Annotated in this window: 14 protein-coding genes and 4 pseudogenes; 8 read left to right on the forward strand and 10 right to left on the reverse strand. The window is 61.2% G+C overall.

Annotated features, from left to right (window positions below; all coding sequences use genetic code 11):
• Position 1: 1 nt before the first annotated feature.
• Positions 2–1,345, reverse strand: a complete 1,344-nt coding sequence (locus PD885_RS15170) for an IS5 family transposase (RefSeq protein WP_088056962.1) — start codon at positions 1,343–1,345, stop codon at positions 2–4.
• Between the two features lie 227 nt (positions 1,346–1,572).
• On the opposite strand from PD885_RS15170, the pseudogene PD885_RS20925 reads away from it, so the two are divergent.
• A pseudogene (locus tag PD885_RS20925) lies at positions 1,573–1,711 on the forward strand (IS5/IS1182 family transposase); the annotation flags it as partial.
• A gap of 24 nt (positions 1,712–1,735) precedes the next feature.
• On the opposite strand, the gene PD885_RS15175 reads toward PD885_RS20925, so the two are convergent.
• The 6 genes and pseudogenes from PD885_RS15175 to PD885_RS15195 form a co-directional block, all read right to left on the reverse strand.
• Positions 1,736–2,665 (reverse strand): hypothetical protein, encoded by a 930-nt coding sequence (locus PD885_RS15175; protein WP_108772746.1) that lies wholly within the window; start codon positions 2,663–2,665, stop codon positions 1,736–1,738.
• Positions 2,662–3,543 (reverse strand): HEAT repeat domain-containing protein, encoded by an 882-nt coding sequence (locus tag PD885_RS15180; RefSeq protein WP_088056963.1) that lies wholly within the window; start codon positions 3,541–3,543, stop codon positions 2,662–2,664. Before PD885_RS15180 ends, PD885_RS15175 begins: the two co-directional genes overlap by 4 nt.
• Before the next feature lie 59 nt (positions 3,544–3,602).
• The gene (locus PD885_RS21495; protein WP_159087645.1) at positions 3,603–3,746 is read right to left on the reverse strand and encodes a hypothetical protein; all 144 of its coding nucleotides are present in this window, start codon (positions 3,744–3,746) and stop codon (positions 3,603–3,605) included.
• 252 nt (positions 3,747–3,998) lie between these two features.
• Positions 3,999–4,615, reverse strand: a pseudogene (locus PD885_RS15185) (TauD/TfdA dioxygenase family protein); the annotation flags it as partial.
• A 170-nt stretch (positions 4,616–4,785) separates the two neighbouring features.
• A complete protein-coding gene (locus PD885_RS15190; protein WP_088056964.1) occupies positions 4,786–7,269 on the reverse strand; it encodes an ABC transporter permease in 2,484 nt (827 codons plus the stop codon).
• Positions 7,266–7,865 carry an ABC transporter ATP-binding protein gene (locus tag PD885_RS15195; RefSeq protein ID WP_002811879.1) on the reverse strand — a complete coding sequence of 200 codons (600 nt, stop codon included), beginning with the start codon at positions 7,863–7,865 and terminating at the stop codon, positions 7,266–7,268. Before PD885_RS15195 ends, PD885_RS15190 begins: the two co-directional genes overlap by 4 nt.
• A gap of 109 nt (positions 7,866–7,974) precedes the next feature.
• Here PD885_RS15195 and PD885_RS15200 point away from each other — a divergent pair, with 109 nt between their 5' ends.
• The 3 genes from PD885_RS15200 (at position 7,975) to PD885_RS15210 (ending at position 10,867) form a co-directional block, all read left to right on the forward strand.
• A complete protein-coding gene (locus PD885_RS15200; RefSeq protein ID WP_002811881.1) occupies positions 7,975–8,643 on the forward strand; it encodes an arylesterase in 669 nt (222 codons plus the stop codon).
• A 92-nt stretch (positions 8,644–8,735) separates the two neighbouring features.
• The gene (locus tag PD885_RS15205) at positions 8,736–9,449 is read left to right on the forward strand and encodes a response regulator transcription factor (RefSeq protein WP_002811889.1); all 714 of its coding nucleotides are present in this window, start codon (positions 8,736–8,738) and stop codon (positions 9,447–9,449) included.
• 146 nt (positions 9,450–9,595) lie between these two features.
• Positions 9,596–10,867 (forward strand): sensor histidine kinase, encoded by a 1,272-nt coding sequence (locus PD885_RS15210; RefSeq protein ID WP_002811891.1) that lies wholly within the window; start codon positions 9,596–9,598, stop codon positions 10,865–10,867.
• Between the two features lie 350 nt (positions 10,868–11,217).
• On the opposite strand, the pseudogene PD885_RS21500 reads toward PD885_RS15210, so the two are convergent.
• Positions 11,218–11,825: pseudogene (locus PD885_RS21500) on the reverse strand (SGNH/GDSL hydrolase family protein).
• A 182-nt stretch (positions 11,826–12,007) separates the two neighbouring features.
• On the opposite strand from PD885_RS21500, the gene PD885_RS15220 reads away from it, so the two are divergent.
• Together PD885_RS15220 and PD885_RS15225 are read left to right on the forward strand one after the other, a co-directional pair.
• Positions 12,008–12,388, forward strand: coding sequence for a diacylglycerol kinase (locus PD885_RS15220; protein ID WP_002811893.1), 381 nt, complete (start codon positions 12,008–12,010; stop codon positions 12,386–12,388).
• Between the two features lie 198 nt (positions 12,389–12,586).
• Positions 12,587–13,171, forward strand: coding sequence for a LemA family protein (locus PD885_RS15225; RefSeq protein WP_088056965.1), 585 nt, complete (start codon positions 12,587–12,589; stop codon positions 13,169–13,171).
• 206 nt (positions 13,172–13,377) lie between these two features.
• On the opposite strand, the pseudogene PD885_RS20930 reads toward PD885_RS15225, so the two are convergent.
• Positions 13,378–13,482, reverse strand: a pseudogene (locus PD885_RS20930) (IS110 family transposase); the annotation flags it as partial.
• 113 nt (positions 13,483–13,595) lie between these two features.
• Between PD885_RS20930 and dusB the strand changes: the two are divergent.
• Positions 13,596–14,594: a tRNA dihydrouridine synthase DusB gene (gene dusB, locus PD885_RS15230; RefSeq protein WP_002811897.1), complete on the forward strand. Its 999-nt coding sequence runs from the start codon at positions 13,596–13,598 to the stop codon at positions 14,592–14,594.
• Positions 14,595–14,622: 28 nt separating this feature from the next.
• Positions 14,623–15,450 (forward strand): class I SAM-dependent methyltransferase, encoded by an 828-nt coding sequence (locus PD885_RS15235; RefSeq protein WP_002811898.1) that lies wholly within the window; start codon positions 14,623–14,625, stop codon positions 15,448–15,450.
• Here PD885_RS15235 and PD885_RS15240 read toward each other — a convergent pair.
• On the reverse strand, positions 15,444–16,544 hold the full coding sequence (locus PD885_RS15240; protein ID WP_002811899.1) for a metal-dependent hydrolase: 1,101 nt from the start codon (positions 16,542–16,544) through the stop codon (positions 15,444–15,446). The two genes, PD885_RS15235 and PD885_RS15240, sit on opposite strands and share 7 nt — an antisense overlap.
• Positions 16,545–16,566: the final 22 nt, after the last annotated feature.

The raw sequence follows: 16,566 nt of genomic DNA on the forward strand, positions 1-16,566 counted from the left end.
GTCAGCGGTGCGGAGCGAAGGATGGCCCTGCCATCGCCCGCATCCAGGCACGCAAAAACGCGATCCAGCGCAGCAGCCAGCGCAGGTTGTAGCCGGCGGCGCAGCCGAGCACGTGCAGCGCATCGCCTTGGGCACCTTTCAGCCTGCAGCGACGCAACCTGCAGTCGTCTTTCAGATGTCCGATCACCGGCTCCACCGCCTGCCGTCGCTTGATCCAGCGCCATTGCCGTCGCGTCAGCGTCTTGGCCTTGCCGCGATGCAGGACCTGCACGCCATCGACCTCGCGCCCGCGATCGCCCAGGTCCACGATCGCCACCGTCGGTTCTACGCTCACATCCTGCAGCAACCCGCGTGTCTGCTCCAGCTGCTCGGCCAAGGTATCGCCGTCGTACGGGTTGCCCGGGAAGCTGCGCGCACCCACGACCAATCCCTTGCAGGCGGTGACCGCAATGCCGACCTTGACGCCGAATTCGTACGCTTGACGCGCCTTGCCCTTGCCGATGCATTCCACTTCCGGGGCATGCAATGCGTAGAGTTTTTGTTTGTCCTTCGGACGCTGCGTGTACAGCCGTTGCGCACGTTCCAGCCAGACAGCGATGCGCTCGCGCACGCCGGGTTCCACCTGGTCCAGCTTGCGCTCGATATCGCGCAACACCCGCCCCAATACCGTGCGTTGACGTCGCAGCACGCGCTGCATGCGCTTGAACTGGCGCGCATGCGCATACCGACCTGCCTTGCGGCTCAGGGCCAGGCCTTGCCGCGCGTAGCTCTGCCGCAATCCGATGCCGTGCCGCTTGGCCAGTAACACCAGCTTCTTGCGTGCCACCTCCAGCAAACGGCTGTCGGTCGGATAGGCGATCGCCTTTTCCTGCACCGTGGTGCCCACGATCACCCGCGACAACTCGCGTGCGTCCACCGCCTGCATCGCATGCGCGGCGTTGATGGTGTGCGCCAGCAGCTCTTCCATCCCGGCCTCACCCAGGCGCTGCCGCCAGCGCGTCAGCGAGCTGGCATCGCTCGGCAAGCGCGTCTGGAACACGACCTCACCGGTGAAGAACTGCCAGTACGGATTCTCCAGCCAACGCTCGCACACCGCTTCATCGGACAGGTCGTAGGCGTGTTTGAGGTAGAGCAAACCGGCAATCAGCCGCACCGGCAATGCCGGCCGACCGCCACCGGCCTGGGTGGCCGGCAAGCGCGATGAAAGTGCTTGCTCCAACGCCGTCCACGGCATCCGTTGGCTCAGCCGCGCCAGCGGATGACGCAGATCGATCTGGTTCTCCAGCCGCGAACGAAACAACTCGTCGGCAGGCATGTGCTCGGCAGCAGGACGGCGTGTACGCATGACTGAAAATTGCCAGAAACCAGCCTTCAGCGTAGCGAACACCGGTAGTTTTGGCACGCCGGTGCAGACATCAAGGCCTTGCGGTCGTTGGGTGGTTGGGGTTTTTCAGGGGCGACTAATTGCAACAAACCAGGCCTCAGCGTAGCGAAAACCGGCAGTTCTGGCACGCCTGTGCGGCCTATAAAGCGTTGCGGTGATTGGGTGTTGAGGGTTTTTCAAGGATGACTAGTTGGTTCAACCGATTCCGCAAACTGCTCGTGCGCTTCGAAAAAACGCGAACGCAGTCTCCTCGCACTCAACCATCTCGCCGCGGCGATCATCGCGTTCCGCAAGGTGCCTTTGAGCGTTAATATAATTTACGGATGATTTATAAGTAGCAATCGACGCTGGTCAGAGGACTTTTAATGCATGCTTCATAAGCGGAGAAAGTTTCCGATTACGGTGGTTAATCGCTTCATACTCGATTCCGAGTTGCTTGAACCATCCCAGCAGAATGAGCAGACTAGGCTCGTTCTGATCGACACGGTCAAGCAATCTTCGATAAAGATCCAGCATTATCTGCATGGTATTCGCATTCGCAAACGATCCGCATATATTGATGAGGTTTTGGGTTGCCGTTAAATTTAATTGGGATGTATAGTGGATGGACTTTATTCTTAGCCTTTGAGAATCAATCCTGTCGAATATATACTGCCTGGTGAGGGATGAATGAGGTTGAAAAATCAGGTTGAGCGAAACGGAAGGCTCTTCGGGGGGTAGCTGCGTGTGAATTGTCTTGTTCTTTTCCATAAACAGAGCGCTTTCCCGCGTCAGCTGAAGTACTTGGTATGCTGACGTATCTACCTCTTCATCTCTTAACCCGACGCAGGTATTGAAATCGTACTCGCAGATTTCGGTTCTGTACCCTGGTCCAAGTAAGCCTGCGGTAAGCAGATGAAAGGAATGGTCATGCAACAAATCTTCGGCGAAGAGATTTTTCCCAGCATTCTTTCGTAAGGAATCTGTTACCGGCAGCCAAACATTTGCTCTCACTAAAAATAAGAAGGGTTTCGATCTTTTTCCCAGTGGCTTTCGTTCAAGAACGAATGAATTTGATGTATATGAATTTCCATAAACATCATCGCTTTCGAAGTTACTCTTGAGTTGCTGGTTAAGGTATTCCAAAAACCATTGGGGATTCACACATAAGCCCTGCAACATGTGGCTCATTGACTTTATAGACTCGACGTTCAAGTCATCTTCCGTGGCCTTTACGATCTCGGATAATTCTTCCAGCGAAATCTCCCTATGCGCTTTTGCTTTAAAAAATTTCGTACTCATGCGCATTCGTGCCTTTTCATGAGTTTTTCACATGCCTCACGGATATCTTTATTGTCATCACAGGCGCCTTTCTGAAGATAGACATTTTTTTTCTTCGGATCCAGGCGAATCATTGCTCTGAGGGCAAGCCAGCGAATCGTATGACGGCCATCTTCTGACGCGGCCATGAGGGCTGGCAGAGACGATGTATTGCCATATTTTTCCAATATCCGAATTGCTTTTTCCTTTCTGCTTATTTTAGGTTCGAATTCTGAGATGCGAGAAAGCTGTCCGGTCTCCTTCTTGAAGTGATATTGGTAATTTGATTTTTTTTTTGGATTGCAAATTACCAGTGCTACTGATGGAGAAATCTCATCCCGCACGATAATCGTATCTCGCCGGTCTTGTACCAGGATATCACCCGCTTTTAATGTCTTACATTCGGGTGCCGACAAACGAAGTTCTTCATAGATGTCGCGACTTCTGATTTGACTGGGGAAATCAATGTTTGACTTGTATCGCGTATGCGAGAGGTTGCCCTGTAGCACCTTGCTGACGGTCGAAAAATTGGATGTCGAGACGGTTTTCTTAGAGTTGTGAAAATCTGTCGTGCCATGCGGCAGACCGAGGTGTAGCAGGCTGGAAGAGATGGTTCCGGTAAAAATAAGGCAAACGAACGGTTCCCTGTAATTTTCCCCTGTCACGAGAGGTATCGCGCGCTGCGTCACCAGGGAATTTAAGCCGGCGCTGGCCTTAATTTCAGCAGCGGTATCTGAGACCAACTGCCAGTGGTCTATATTCCCAAGAGAATCAAATTTATAATTACAGTAATCAATGAACGCAGAGTCGTCTTCACAGACGTCCAAGATCTCATCTTTGATTGCTAGAAGCGGGGACATATCTTCTCCACTAAAAGAGGCGGACGAATCTACGTTCGTCCGCCTCGATCAACCATCACTCAGCCGTGGGTGGCAGCATATATAATTACCGCTGGAGTAATGATCACAGGGGAACCCGAGTCACAGCTGTCAACAGCTGAATCAATCTCGATATTCTCAATTTCATCTGTGGCACTCATAATCGATTCTTCAGTAATATTCATGATTATCCTTTAATTTTAGAAATTTATTATTTATAGCCCAAGAAATAAATTCATTAGGGCGATTCGACGGTATCATGCTTGCCTTTAAAAAAATCCCATGCGTTGCGAGGGTAAGGATCGTTATGCGAATTTTTTTGTGTCGCCTACGAGCTTTCTCGCAAATCTGCCGGTTCCAGGCGCCAACTGCGTGATTTTTGAAAAATTTGTCTTGTGGCTGCACCCGTGGGCTGGAAAAGCTGCCGGGTCAACCGTATCGCCTTCGATGGTGATACGGTTGACCCGGCGGCGCAGGTAGTCGGGCGTGCCGGCGGCAAGATGCATGACCGAGCGGTTGTCCCAGAACACCATGTCATGCAGCTGCCAACGATGCCGATACACCAGCGCCTCGCGCATGCTGTGCTCGAACATCGTCTGTAGCAATGCCCGGCTTTCGTCATCGGGCAAGCCACTATGCGGGTGGTGAAATGCTTGCTGACGAACAGCGCCTTCTGGCCGGTTTCCGGACACGTGCGCATGATCGGGTGCTGCACCGGCTTCACTTCGGCAATCTGTTCCGGCTTCAGTGCCAGGCGCCACGGATCGCGCGCACGCAGCTGCTCGAACTTGGCCAGATTGCTGTGTTCGGCACGCATGTTCTGCACAGTGCGCTTGAGCGCGTCGGGCAGGGTCTGCCATGCAAGATGCTGATTGGCGAACAAAGGTGTCGCTGCCTTCACCGAGGGAGTTCCTGGGCATGCAGCAGCGAGCCAAGGCTGGGCGTTGCCTTGTACGAATGGTCTGAGCCAGTAGTGGCCGGCATCGCCCAGGCCGATCGGTTCAACGTTCCCCTTGATGTTGGATACCACCAGCGCTTCCGGATGCCCGCGCAGCTAGAAATTAAGCAACACGGAATCTGCAGCGGGGCAGCGAATGGCACAATCTGAACGCCCTGAAAGCCGAAAGTTTTCACGGCCGAAGTCGCGTCGCGCGGCGCTGCGGCAGTGACGCTGGCCATAACGGTGGCGCCTCGACGGCAACGAAAGGCCGCCTAGGCCCGCGCTTACTCCGTACGCAACGCCAACGCCGGCGGCGTGGACAGAATGCGCCGCGTCCCCGACCAGCCCGCAAGCAGACTCAACGCCACTCCGAATGCACCGCCGATCAGCAAGCGCGGCCAATCCGGCGTCAACACCATTTCGAAGGCTTGCCGCCCGACCACCGCGCCGATTACGGCCGCGGCGCTCACCGCCAACATCGCTGCGAGCAAGCCGAGCGCACCGAATTCCACCAGCATCGCGCCACGCAATTGGCCGCGCCGCGCACCCAGCGTGCGCAACACCGCGCTGTCGTAGCGCCGCTCGCCCGCAGTGGCCTGCAAGGCCGCCAGCAACACCAGCACACCGGCCAGCAGGCTGAAGCCCATCACCAACTGCACCGCCTGCGCCACCTGGTCGATCACCTCGCGCACGCGGCCGAGGATGGCGTCGATATCCAGCACCGAAATGTTGGGGTAATCGCGGCTCAACGACGCCAGCTTGGGCGCATTGCCGGGCGGCAGGTGGAAGCTGGAAATCAGGTTATACGGTGCATCGCCGACTGACCCCTGGTTGAGCAGCAGGAAGAAGTTGACCCGGAACGAATCCCAGTCGGCCTTGCGGATGCTGGTGACGGTGAAGCTGCGCTGTTGTTCGCCCAGCAGCAAGGTGATGCGATCGCCGAGTTTGAGCTGATAGCGCTGCGCCCAGCCTTCTTCCACCGATGCCTCCGGTGCAATGCTGTCGGCTGGCCAGAATTTGCCCTGCAGCAAGGTATTTGCCGGGGGGAATGCATGCCGCCAGGAGAAATTGACCGGGCGGTTGTCGCCGTCGCCATCGTCGGCCGGATCACGGTCACCGCGCACCGGCCGCTTGTCGTTAATGGCGACTAGTCGCCCGGTCGAAAATGGCTCCGCCGCCGCACCTTGCACGCCCCATCCCCGCAGTGTCTGTAGCACCGGTTCGGTTTGTTCGGGCTGGATGTTCATCAGGAAGTAGTTGGGCGTATCCACCGGCAGGCGCTCGCGCCACTGGCCAAGCAGGCCCGGGCCGACCACGGCCAGCAGCAACAGCGCGCATAACGACAACGACAGGCCGACCAACTGCACCACGCTCAGCGCGCGCCGCCGCGTCAGCGAGGCCAGACCCAACTTCCATGAGCCGCGCAGGCGATGCTGGATTGGCCGCAGCAAGGCCAGCAGGCTCAGTCCCAAGGCCATCGCGACCAGTGCCAACGCGGCCAGGCCGCCCAGTACCCAGCCGGCGAGCACAAGGTTGCCGGTGGCGTACACGGTCAGTGCCAGTGTGGCGACCAACGCTGCGGCGTAGACCAGCAAGGAACTCGGCGGCACCGTGGCAAAGCTGCGGTTGAGCACGCGCATTGGCGGCACGTTGCGCAGCCGCAGCAGCGGCGGCAGGCCGAAGCCCAGCAACAGCACCAGCCCGATACCCGCGCCTGCCAGGGCCGGGACGGCTTGCGGCAACGGCAACCGGCTCGGGATCAAGCTGCCTAGCGCCTGTACCAAACCTTCCTGCGCAAGCATGCCCAGTCCGACTCCGACCAGGCAGGCCGGGATGGCGGTCAGCAGCAGTTGCAGCGACAACATCGCAAGGATGTCGCGCTGGCGTGCCCCCAAGCAGCGCAACACCGCCACAGTGTCGATGCGGCGCATTGCAAACCGGTTCGCCGCCAACGCGGTCGCCACGCCGGACAGCAGCACCGCCAACAATGCCGACAGGGCCAGAAAGCGTCCCGCGCGATCGAACGCCGAACGCGTGCCGCGCTGGGTGTCTTGGATGCCAACCAGGCGGTATTCGCTGGCGCGCGGTTTCAGCCAGGCGCGCAGATCTGCGATGGCGTCCGGCGCACCGGCGAACATCAGCCGGTATGAGGCACGACTGCCGGGACCGAGCAGGCCGGCGCGATCGATATCGGCGCGGTTGACCAGCAATGGCGGCGACAGTTGCATTAGCTCACCGGCGGCATCCGGCTCGGCGCGCAGCACGCCGGTGATGGTGAGATGGCCGGCACCCAATTCCAGTTGATCGCCCAGCCCAAGGCCCAAGGTTTCGAGCAGACGCGGGTCGGCATAAACCTGGCCCGGCGGCGGTGCGCTGGCAGGCTTGCCGTCCGCGCCCGCGCTGTCTTTGGACACCAGCAATTGACCACGTAGCGGATAGCCAGCGCCGACGCCGCGGATATTGGCCATCTGGCTGGCGTCACCATGGAACAGCACGCTGGGGAAGCTGACCATGCGCGTGCTCTGCAAGCCGCGTCGTTGCGCTTGCTCGGCGAAGTCGGCCGGAATGTCCTGCCGGCCGGTCACGCCCAGGTCGCCGCCGAGCACGTCGGCCGCGCTGGAGGTCAGTGCCAGCGTCACCCGATCGACCAGCGTGCCTACTGCCGTCATAGCCGCCACGCCCAACACCAACGCGGCGAACACGGTCAGCAGATCGCCGGCCAGGCACTCGCGGCGCACCGCACGCGCGGCTTGTCGCAGCACGTTCATGCCGCCGGACCGGTTTGTGCGTGCAGGCGGCCGCTGTCGATGCGGTAGATGCGATGGCAGCGCTGCGCCAGCGTCGTGTCGTGCGTGACCAGCACCAGCGTGGTGTCGCTGGTGGCATTGAGCGCGAACAGCAGGTCGCTGATCTGCGCGCCGGTGGTCTGGTCGAGGCTACCGGTGGGTTCGTCGGCAAACAGGATGCGCGGCTTGGCCACGAATGCGCGCGCCAGCGCCACACGTTGCTGCTCGCCACCGGAAAGCTGCCGCGGATAGTGGCGCGCACGTGCGCTCAGCCCCACCGCCTCCAGCACCTCGCGTACCCGCGCCGGATCTTCGCGCCCGGTCAGCTCAAGCGGCAGCGCGATATTTTCTTCGGCGGTCAGCGCCGGCAACAGATGGAAGCTTTGGAACACGAAACCAACCTCGCGTGCGCGCAAGGTGGCACGGGCTTCTTCATCCAACTGGCCCAAATCCTGGCCGGACAGCGCAATGCTGCCGCGGCTGGGTAGATCCAGCCCGGCAAGCAGACCGAGCAAGGTGGTCTTGCCCGAACCGGACGCGCCGACAATGGCGATGCTGTCGCCTTCACTGACCGTCAAGCTCACGTTGTCGAGGATGTGGAGCGTGCCCTCCGGTCCACTGACGGACTTGCCGACCTCACGGACGTCGATGGCGGTGCGGGTGCTGGAGCGAGGGGCCGGACTGTCGATGAGGAATCTCCGAATGCGTGAAAGAACACTGCGATATGCCGCGCTGGTGCTGTGGCTGCTGGCACTGCCCCTGCTTGCGCCGGGAATTGCCTCTGCCAAAGGCCCGGTGTCGACTGCACCGATTCTGGTCGTCGGCGACAGCTTGAGCGCTGCGCATAACATCCCGGTGCAGTCCGGCTGGGTGACTCTGCTGGACCAACGTCTCAAGCGTGACATGGCGACGCCACCGGCAGTCGTCAATGCCAGCATCAGCGGCGAAACCACTTCCGGCGCGTTGACCCGGCTGCCTGGCCTGCTGGAAAAGCACCGGCCTGGCGTGGTGGTGATCGAGCTCGGTGGCAACGATGCGCTGCGCGGCCTGACCCCTGCCCAGCTCAGGGGCAATCTGGAAAAGATGATCCAGCTCAGCCAGCAGGCCGGCGCCAAGATGCTGCTGCTCGGGATCGATGTGCCACCGAACTACGGCCCGGCCTACCGCCAGCGCCTCAGGGCGACCTATGCCGACCTGTCCAAACAGTACAAGACTGCGCTGGTTCCGTTTTTTCTGGAAAACGTCGCGCTGCAACCGGGCCTGATGCAGGCCGACGGTTTACACCCGACTGCCGCAGCGCAGCCCAAGGTGCTGGAAACGGTCTGGCCGGCGTTGCGTCCGCTGCTCAGGCGCTAGGGCGCAGTGGTCACACAACGTTAGAGCGGTCTTCACACCCTTTCCACCGTCGATCGGGCATGTTTCACAAAGCTGAAGACCGAGGAAAGTCCATGCGTCAGACCAAGGAAACGTCCGGCCTCGTGCTGGTCGTCGAAGACAATCGCAATATTTCCGAAATGATCGGCGAGTACTTGGAAGGCCGTGGCTTCGAGGTCGACTATGCGCAGGACGGGCTCGACGGTTACCGTCTGGCCGCCGAGAACAGCTACGACGTGGTCGTGCTGGACCTCATGTTGCCACGTCTGGACGGGATCGAAGTATGTCGCCGCCTGCGTAACGACGCACGCAAGTCCACCCCGGTGTTGATGCTGACCGCTCGCGACACGCTGGACGACAAGCTCACCGGCTTGGGCTTCGGCGCCGACGATTACCTGACCAAGCCGTTTGCCATTCAGGAACTGGAAGCGCGTCTGCGTGCTTTGATCCGCCGCGAGCGTCGCCAGGTGGGTTCGGAAGTGCTCAAGGTCGCCGACCTGGTGCTCGATCCGGTAAGCATGCGCGCCACCCGTGCCGGCACCGAGCTGCAGCTTTCGCCCATCGGCCTGCGTCTGCTCACCATCCTGATGCGCGAATCGCCGCGTGTGGTGACCCGCCAGGAAATCGAGCGCGAGATCTGGGGTAATGGATTGCCGGATTCGGACACCCTGCGCAGCCATCTGTACAACCTGCGCAAGATCATCGACAAGCCGTTCGACCGCCCGCTGCTGCATACCGTGCAGAGCGCCGGCTATCGCATCGCCGACATCGCCCAACCGATGGCCTGATGTTATGGGCTGGTCGCCTTCTGGCGGCCGGCCGGTCCCGTAGGCGCCCACGCGCCGCTCGTTATCGCGTGCTGCCGGCTGGTTACACAATCAATGGACTCACGGAAGCGTTGCCTATAATCCGGCGCTCTCCCCTGGATGCAGCAATGCCACACGGGCTACCCCGAAAAATACGTCTTGCCTTCCTGCTGCAGGTCGCGCTGGCGAGCCTGACCATCGTGCTTGCCGGCTATCTGGTCTCCCTCGTCATCAGGTACAGCTTGGTGCGCACCGTGCTCGCCGACGAGGCCGTGCATTTCTGGCGCCTGCAAGCGAGCGTGCCGGACAATCGGCCGCCGAACACACGTAATATCCAGGGCTATTTCTCGCCTGCCGGAAGCGGCAACGACAACGTACCGGTCGCGCTGCGGCAGGCGTCGCTGGGTTTCAGCGAAGTGGCTGCCGCAGACGCGCTGGTCTATGTCGATCAACGTCCGGAAGGGCGGTTGTATCTGGTGTTTCCACGCTCGCGGGCCGCGCATCTGACGCTGTGGTTCGGGGTGGTGCCGGCGATCATCGTGTTGCTGGCAATCTACGGTGTTTCCTGGTTCACCTATCGCGTTTCCAAACGTCTGGTATCGCCGATCAGCTGGCTGGCGCGGCGCGTGTCGCAATGGGATCCGCGCAACCCGGATGTGGACGAACTGGCACCGGAGCGATTGCCGGTAGAGTTGCAGGGCGATACGCGTCAGCTGGCCGCTGCCTTGCACGCACTGGCGCAACGGGTCAGCGACCACGTTGCACGCGAGCGCAACTTCACCCGCGATGCCAGCCATGAATTACGCACGCCGCTGACTGTGATCCGTGTCGCCAGCGACATGGCCCTGGCTGACGACGAATTGTCGCCACGCACGCAACGCAGCCTGCGCCGCATCCAGCGTGCCGGCCATGACATGGAAGCGGTGATCGACGCGTTTTTGATCCTGGCGCGCGAAGCCGAGATCGACCCACAAAGCGAAACCTTCGATGCCGCCGAACTGGTCAGCGAAGAAGTCGAAAGCGCTCGCGAATTGCTAGGCGACAAGCCGGTGTCACTGCAAATGTTGGGCGAGCGCAGCCTGCAGATGTTCGCGCCGCCACGGGTGATGCGGGTGGTACTCAGCAATCTGTTGCGCAACGCCTGCGCTTACACCGATACCGGAAGTATTGAGGTCGAAGTCACCCAAGACCGCATTGTGGTGCGCGACACCGGCATCGGCATGAGCGAAGAAGCTCGTGCGCGCGCCTTCGAGCCATTTTTCCGTGCCGATCCGACCCGCCCGCAAGGCACCGGCCTGGGCTTATCGATCGTGCGCCGGCTATGCGACCGCTTCGGTTGGCGGATCGAATTGCATAGCCAGACCGATGTCGGTACTTCCGTTGCGGTGGTGGTGGCCTGAGGCTGAGGACGGTGGCCTGGCACGCGCTGAAGCGCGCTTCGCCGCTGGCTACGCGGCCATGACAGCAGGTGTCTGGAATTACTCGCGAACACCGCTGCTGCGTGCCGCTGGCACCTGACTGATCACTCCGGCGTTGATAACTCTGCGCAGCGTTCTGTAAGCCGCTCTCGATGCGACTGAGCGTTACTGCTCGCGCCGCCGTATCTCACGTACCGCAGCAGTAGATAGACGACCACTTCATTCACGCGCGATAGCGACGGCAGCGTATTGCCCTCGCGCATGAATGCGCGTGTGCCGATGCAGCGACGGCACACGCATCACTTGCAAGTTGATCGATCCGGCAATCGAGATCAGCGGATCGGTTCCGTAACGTCCTGGTCCTGCTCCAACACCGGTGCCACGAGCTTGCGCCAAATGGCGTAACCATCGGCGGTCATATGCAGCCTGTCTTTGCGGAACAGTTCCGCGCGGCTTGCCGGTGGCATCGAGCATCGGCGTGTAGACGTCCACGTAGTCGACCTTCGCCAGGGGTGCGAGTGCGTCCTTGATCAAACGATTGGCGCTGATGACAGCCGGCAGCAACTGCGCGCGCGACGGGCTCGGTTTGATCGACAGATACCTGATGCGTGCGTTAAACAGATCGCGACGGATGCGCGTCACGAACGCCAGCACATCGTCACCTACCTGTATTAATCACGGGTTTGCCTGGGAAATCCTGCGCCAGCGTGTCCCAGAAGCGGATCGACGAACTGCCGACGAACACGATCCCATGGATCCCATGCCTGGGCGGTGGCTGGCGCGCATCCCTGGCGGCGAAGCGCTGCATGTCCTCTTCCCGCGCGGCGTTGCAGACCTGCGCCAGCACGACAGGCGCAGTGCGCGGAGTGTCGGCGTCGACTTGGTTGGAGACAGCATGTACGAGGGTGCACAGCAATGTGCGCAAGTACTGTCTGGTCATACGCGAACCTGCAGCAATGGAACGAGCAGCCATGGTGCGGCAGGCTGCAAGTTGAGGGCAAACCGCCTGGCAACTGGCGGCGCACTCCATCACGGTGCAAGATTCGCACTTTCCTCAGCAGCGACCATGCCATGCGTTCGATGTGTCCCCGCACACGCCCATGCGAACGGAAGCCCTGACGCATGGCCGATCAACTGGGACACGTGCCGCGCGGTCCGCGCCGCATGCTCAAGGCGGCGATCTGGTCGTGGCAGGGGTTACGTGCGGCATGGCTGCATGAATCGTCGTTTCGACTTGAAGTCTGCCTGGCTGTGATGCTGGCGCCGCTCGGGCTATGGCTCGGCCGGTCCGGCCTGGAGCGCATCGCGCTGATTGCACCGCTGCTGATCGTGCTGGCCGCCGAGCTGTTGAATTCGGCGATCGAAGCAGTGATCGAACGCTATGGTCCGGAGCACCACGTGTTGGCCGGGCGTGCCAAAGACATGGGCTCGGCAGCTGTATTCTTGCTACTGCTCAATGTGCTGCTGTGCTGGGGACTGATTCTGCTGCCGCGTTTGTTTTGAGAGTTGCCGCCGGGTGGGTTTGTAGGCCGCTTTGCACACCACCAGTGAGTGCGGTTTGGTATGCGTGCGGCAATGCAGATGCACGGGGTGATCCTGGTGTGTGCGTGTCGGGCACGACATGACAGGCGGACGCATGTGCATGCGCGCTTGACCTGGCACATGGCATGCTGTGGCTCTCTATTCAACGGAATCGCCTGCATGCCTGTCCTGATTCGCGCCGTGGTGTTGCTGATTCTGACCGCCTCGCTGTCCGGTTGCGGCTATAACGCGATTCAGCAGAAGGAGGAGGGAGTGAAGGCCGGCTGGTCAGAGGTGCTGAACCAATATCAGCGCCGCGCCGATCTGATTCCCAATCTTGTTCGCACCGTGCAGGGCTACGCCCAGCAGGAGCGTCAGGTGCTGACCGAAGTGACCAATGCGCGCTCGCGCGTCGGCCAGATTCAAGTAAATGCCGACGACGAAGCATCGCTGAAGCAATTCCAGCAAGCGCAGGGCGAACTGGGTAGCGCGCTGTCGCGCTTGTTGGTGGTCAGCGAGAATTACCCGCAGCTGAAATCCGACCAGTCGTTCCGCGATCTGCAAGTGCAGCTGGAAGGCACCGAGAACCGCATTACAGTGGCGCGTGGCCGTTATATCCAGACCGTACAGGACTACAACACCTACCTCCGTTCGTTCCCGCAGGTGATCACCGCCAAGATCTTTGGCTATCAGCCCAAGCCGAATTTCAGCGTCGAAAACGAAGCGCAGATCTCGCGCGCACCGCAGGTGGATTTCGGCACTTAGCAGGTGCCGCAACAACAGTCACAGCCTGCGCGGTAATGCGGTAATCAGGTACTGCCTGGCGCACTGTAAGGTCATGCCGAGGCAAATGAATTGGTGGGCCATGTCAAACACCTTCATGGCGTACTGGATACGTACAGCGCTGTTGGCACTCGCGCCAGCTAACGGCGCCAGCCTTCCAGCGGCTGGTCGAGCGTCATTGGCAATAGCGCATCCAGAGTATCGGTCTTGGCCAGTTGACCGGCGGCCTTGGCCACGTCGCGCGCCTGCCGTGGGTTGACGCCCACAACAAGCAAGCCGGCCGCGTGCAGCGCATCCAATGCGGCCAGAGTGTTCGGACGTTTACCAGGAGAGTCCGGCGTAACGACCTCGCTCCCCCGCAAACGCTCTTGCGATTCCCGATTCCCGCCCCAGCTACAATGATGCCATGCATATTGGCCCCTACTGCATCGCCCCAAGGGTGATCCTCGCCCCGATGGCGGGCGTCACCGACAAGCCGTTCCGGCTTTTGTGCAAGCGGCTGGGCGCCGGGTTGGCGGTGTCAGAGATGACCATTTCCGATCCGCGCTTCTGGGGCACGCGCAAATCGCTGCACCGCATGGATCATGCCGGCGAGCCGGACCCGATCAGCGTGCAGATCGCTGGCACCGAGCCGCAGCAGTTGGCAGAGGCGGCGCGCTACAACGTCGACCATGGCGCGCAGCTGATCGACATCAATATGGGCTGCCCGGCCAAGAAGGTCTGCAACGCCTGGGCAGGTTCGGCGCTGATGCGCGACGAAGAGCTGGTGGCGCGCATCCTGCGTGCGGTGGTGCGGGCCGTTGATGTGCCGGTGACGCTGAAGATCCGCACCGGTTGGGATTGCGATCATCGCAACGGCCCGACCATCGCGCGCATCGCGCAGGACTGCGGTATCGCCGCACTCGCCGTGCACGGCCGCACCCGCGATCAGCATTACACCGGCACCGCCGAGTACGCCACGATTGCCGAGATCAAGGCAGCGCTGCAGATTCCGGTGATCGCCAACGGCGACATCGATTCACCGCAGAAGGCTGCGCAGGTGCTGCACGACGCCGGCGTGGATGCGGTGATGATCGGCCGCGCCGCGCAAGGGCGCCCCTGGATCTTCGGCGAAGTGGCGCATTACCTGTCCACCGGCCAGCTGTTGCCGCCACCGTCGCTGGCCTTTGTGCGCGACACCTTGCTGGGTCATCTGGAAGCCCTGCATGCGTTCTACGGGCAGCCGCAGGGCGTGCGCATCGCGCGCAAACATCTGGGCTGGTACGCCAAGGATCATCCGCAAAGCGCCGACTTTCGCGTGGTGGTCAATCGCGCCGAAACACCGGAGACGCAGCTGGCGTTGACCCGCGATTATTTCGACGCCTTGATTGCCGGCATGCCGCCGCCGCTGTCGAGTGCCGCTTGAGTTTTCTTGAAGTGTCGGAGCTGCACACATGCGCACACCCAGCGATACCCCTACCTACCTGCACGGGTTCTCGCCCACCGAACAGGCGCGCCTGCTCAGACAAGCAAGACTGCTCGAAGCCACCTTGTTCAATCAGATCGACTACAGCGGCGCGCGGCGGTTGCTGGAAGTCGGCAGCGGCGTCGGCGCACAGACCGAGATCCTGCTGCGTCGTTTCCCCGACCTGCATGTCACCGGCGTGGATCTGAGCGAAGCGCAGTTGGGGGCAGCGCGGGCAAATCTCGAACGCCTGGCGTGGTGCCGCGAGCGTTACACGCTGCAGCAGGCCGATGCGACCGATCTCCCGTTCGAGGCGCCTCAGTTCGATGCAGCGTTTCTGTGCTGGGTGCTCGAACACGTACCCTCGCCCGCACGCGTGCTCAACGAAGTACGGCGCGTGCTGCTGCCCGGCTCGCCGGTGTACGTGACCGAGGTGATGAATGCTTCGTTCCTGCTGCACCCGTACTCGCCGAATCTGTGGCGCTACTGGATGGCGTTCAACGACTTCCAGCACGACCAGGGCGGCGACCCGTTCGTCGGTGCCAAGCTGGGCAATCTGCTGCTGGCCGGCGGTTTCCACGATGTGCACACCAAGATCAAGACCCTGCATCTGGACAACCGCGAGCCGGGCCGGCGCAAGACCATGATCGGATTCTGGGAAGAAGTGCTGCTCTCGGCGGCCGACCAATTGCTGCAGGCCGGGGCGGTCAACGCGGAAACCGTGGACGGCATGCGTCGCGAACTGGCGCAGGTGCACAGTGACCCGAACGCGGTGTTCTTCTATTCGTTCGTGCAGGCGCGCGCAATGGTCTATTGAGTTACGGGGGCAGGCGCAGGTGCGGATGTGCCGGCATGTTCCAGATCGCCAGTCAGCACGGTACCGCTCGGCTCGTGCCAGATGCGCTGCCACATCTGCGCCAGCACTGCACCGATCTGATCGCGTGCCACCGGCGCGCGGTAGGCGGCCTGGATCTGCCGCGGCGCGATCGGCTGCCACTGCCCGTCTTCGCGGCGGGCAACGACGAAGTTGAAGTTGTAATCCGGCTCCAGACCCATGCGCAGGTCGCTGAGCATCAATTCGTCATCGACCAGACGTGCGCGCATGAACCCGCGATTGAACCAGGTCAGCCGGCGTACCGCGTCGAAGGTCGCCACTTCGCCCAAGGCCTGGGTGTTGCTGGAATAACCACGGAAATGCATCGGGCCTTTGTCGGCCACCAGCGAGCGCTCGCCGATCACATAGCCGTTGGGTGTCATCGCCACCACCCGCCACAGCAAGGTGTTGAGCGGCATCGGCACCGAGAAGCGTGGCGCGTCGCCCAGGCCAAGTGCGGCCAATGCACGATCGGCCTCGCGATCGACCAGATGCTTGGCCAGCAACGACCAGCCCAGGTAAGCGGAACTGACGACCAGGCCAATCACCAGTACGTGTTGCGCGATCGGGCGCGCGCGCGCAAACCACGCCACCGCACATGCCAACAACAGCCACAGCGTGTAGGCCGGGTCGATGATGAAGACGCTCGACCACATCACCGGATGCGGCTGCAGCGGCCACCATAGCTGGGTGCCGTACACAGTGAACGCATCCAGCAGCGGGTGAGTGATCAGAGCCAGCTGGATCGCCCAGAACCAGCGTTTGGGCGCACTGGCCACACGCCCACTGCCATAGCGACGGAACAGCCACCAGATCAGCCAACCAAGCAACGGCAGCACGAACAACGAATGGCTGACGCTGCGATGCACCGTCATCAGCGTGACCGGATCGTCGGTCAGCGGCAGTAATACCACTGCATCGAGATCGGGCAAAGTGCCCAATACCGCGCCGGCCAACAAGGCGGCGCGCCGCTGTCCGGGCGGCGCGATGGCGGCAGCGATGGCGCTGCCAAGAACGATCTGGGTTAATGAATCCATCGGCCGATGCTAGCAGGCCGGA

The sequence above is a fragment of the Xanthomonas fragariae genome, from assembly GCF_900183975.1.
Lineage (GTDB): Bacteria > Pseudomonadota > Gammaproteobacteria > Xanthomonadales > Xanthomonadaceae > Xanthomonas > Xanthomonas fragariae.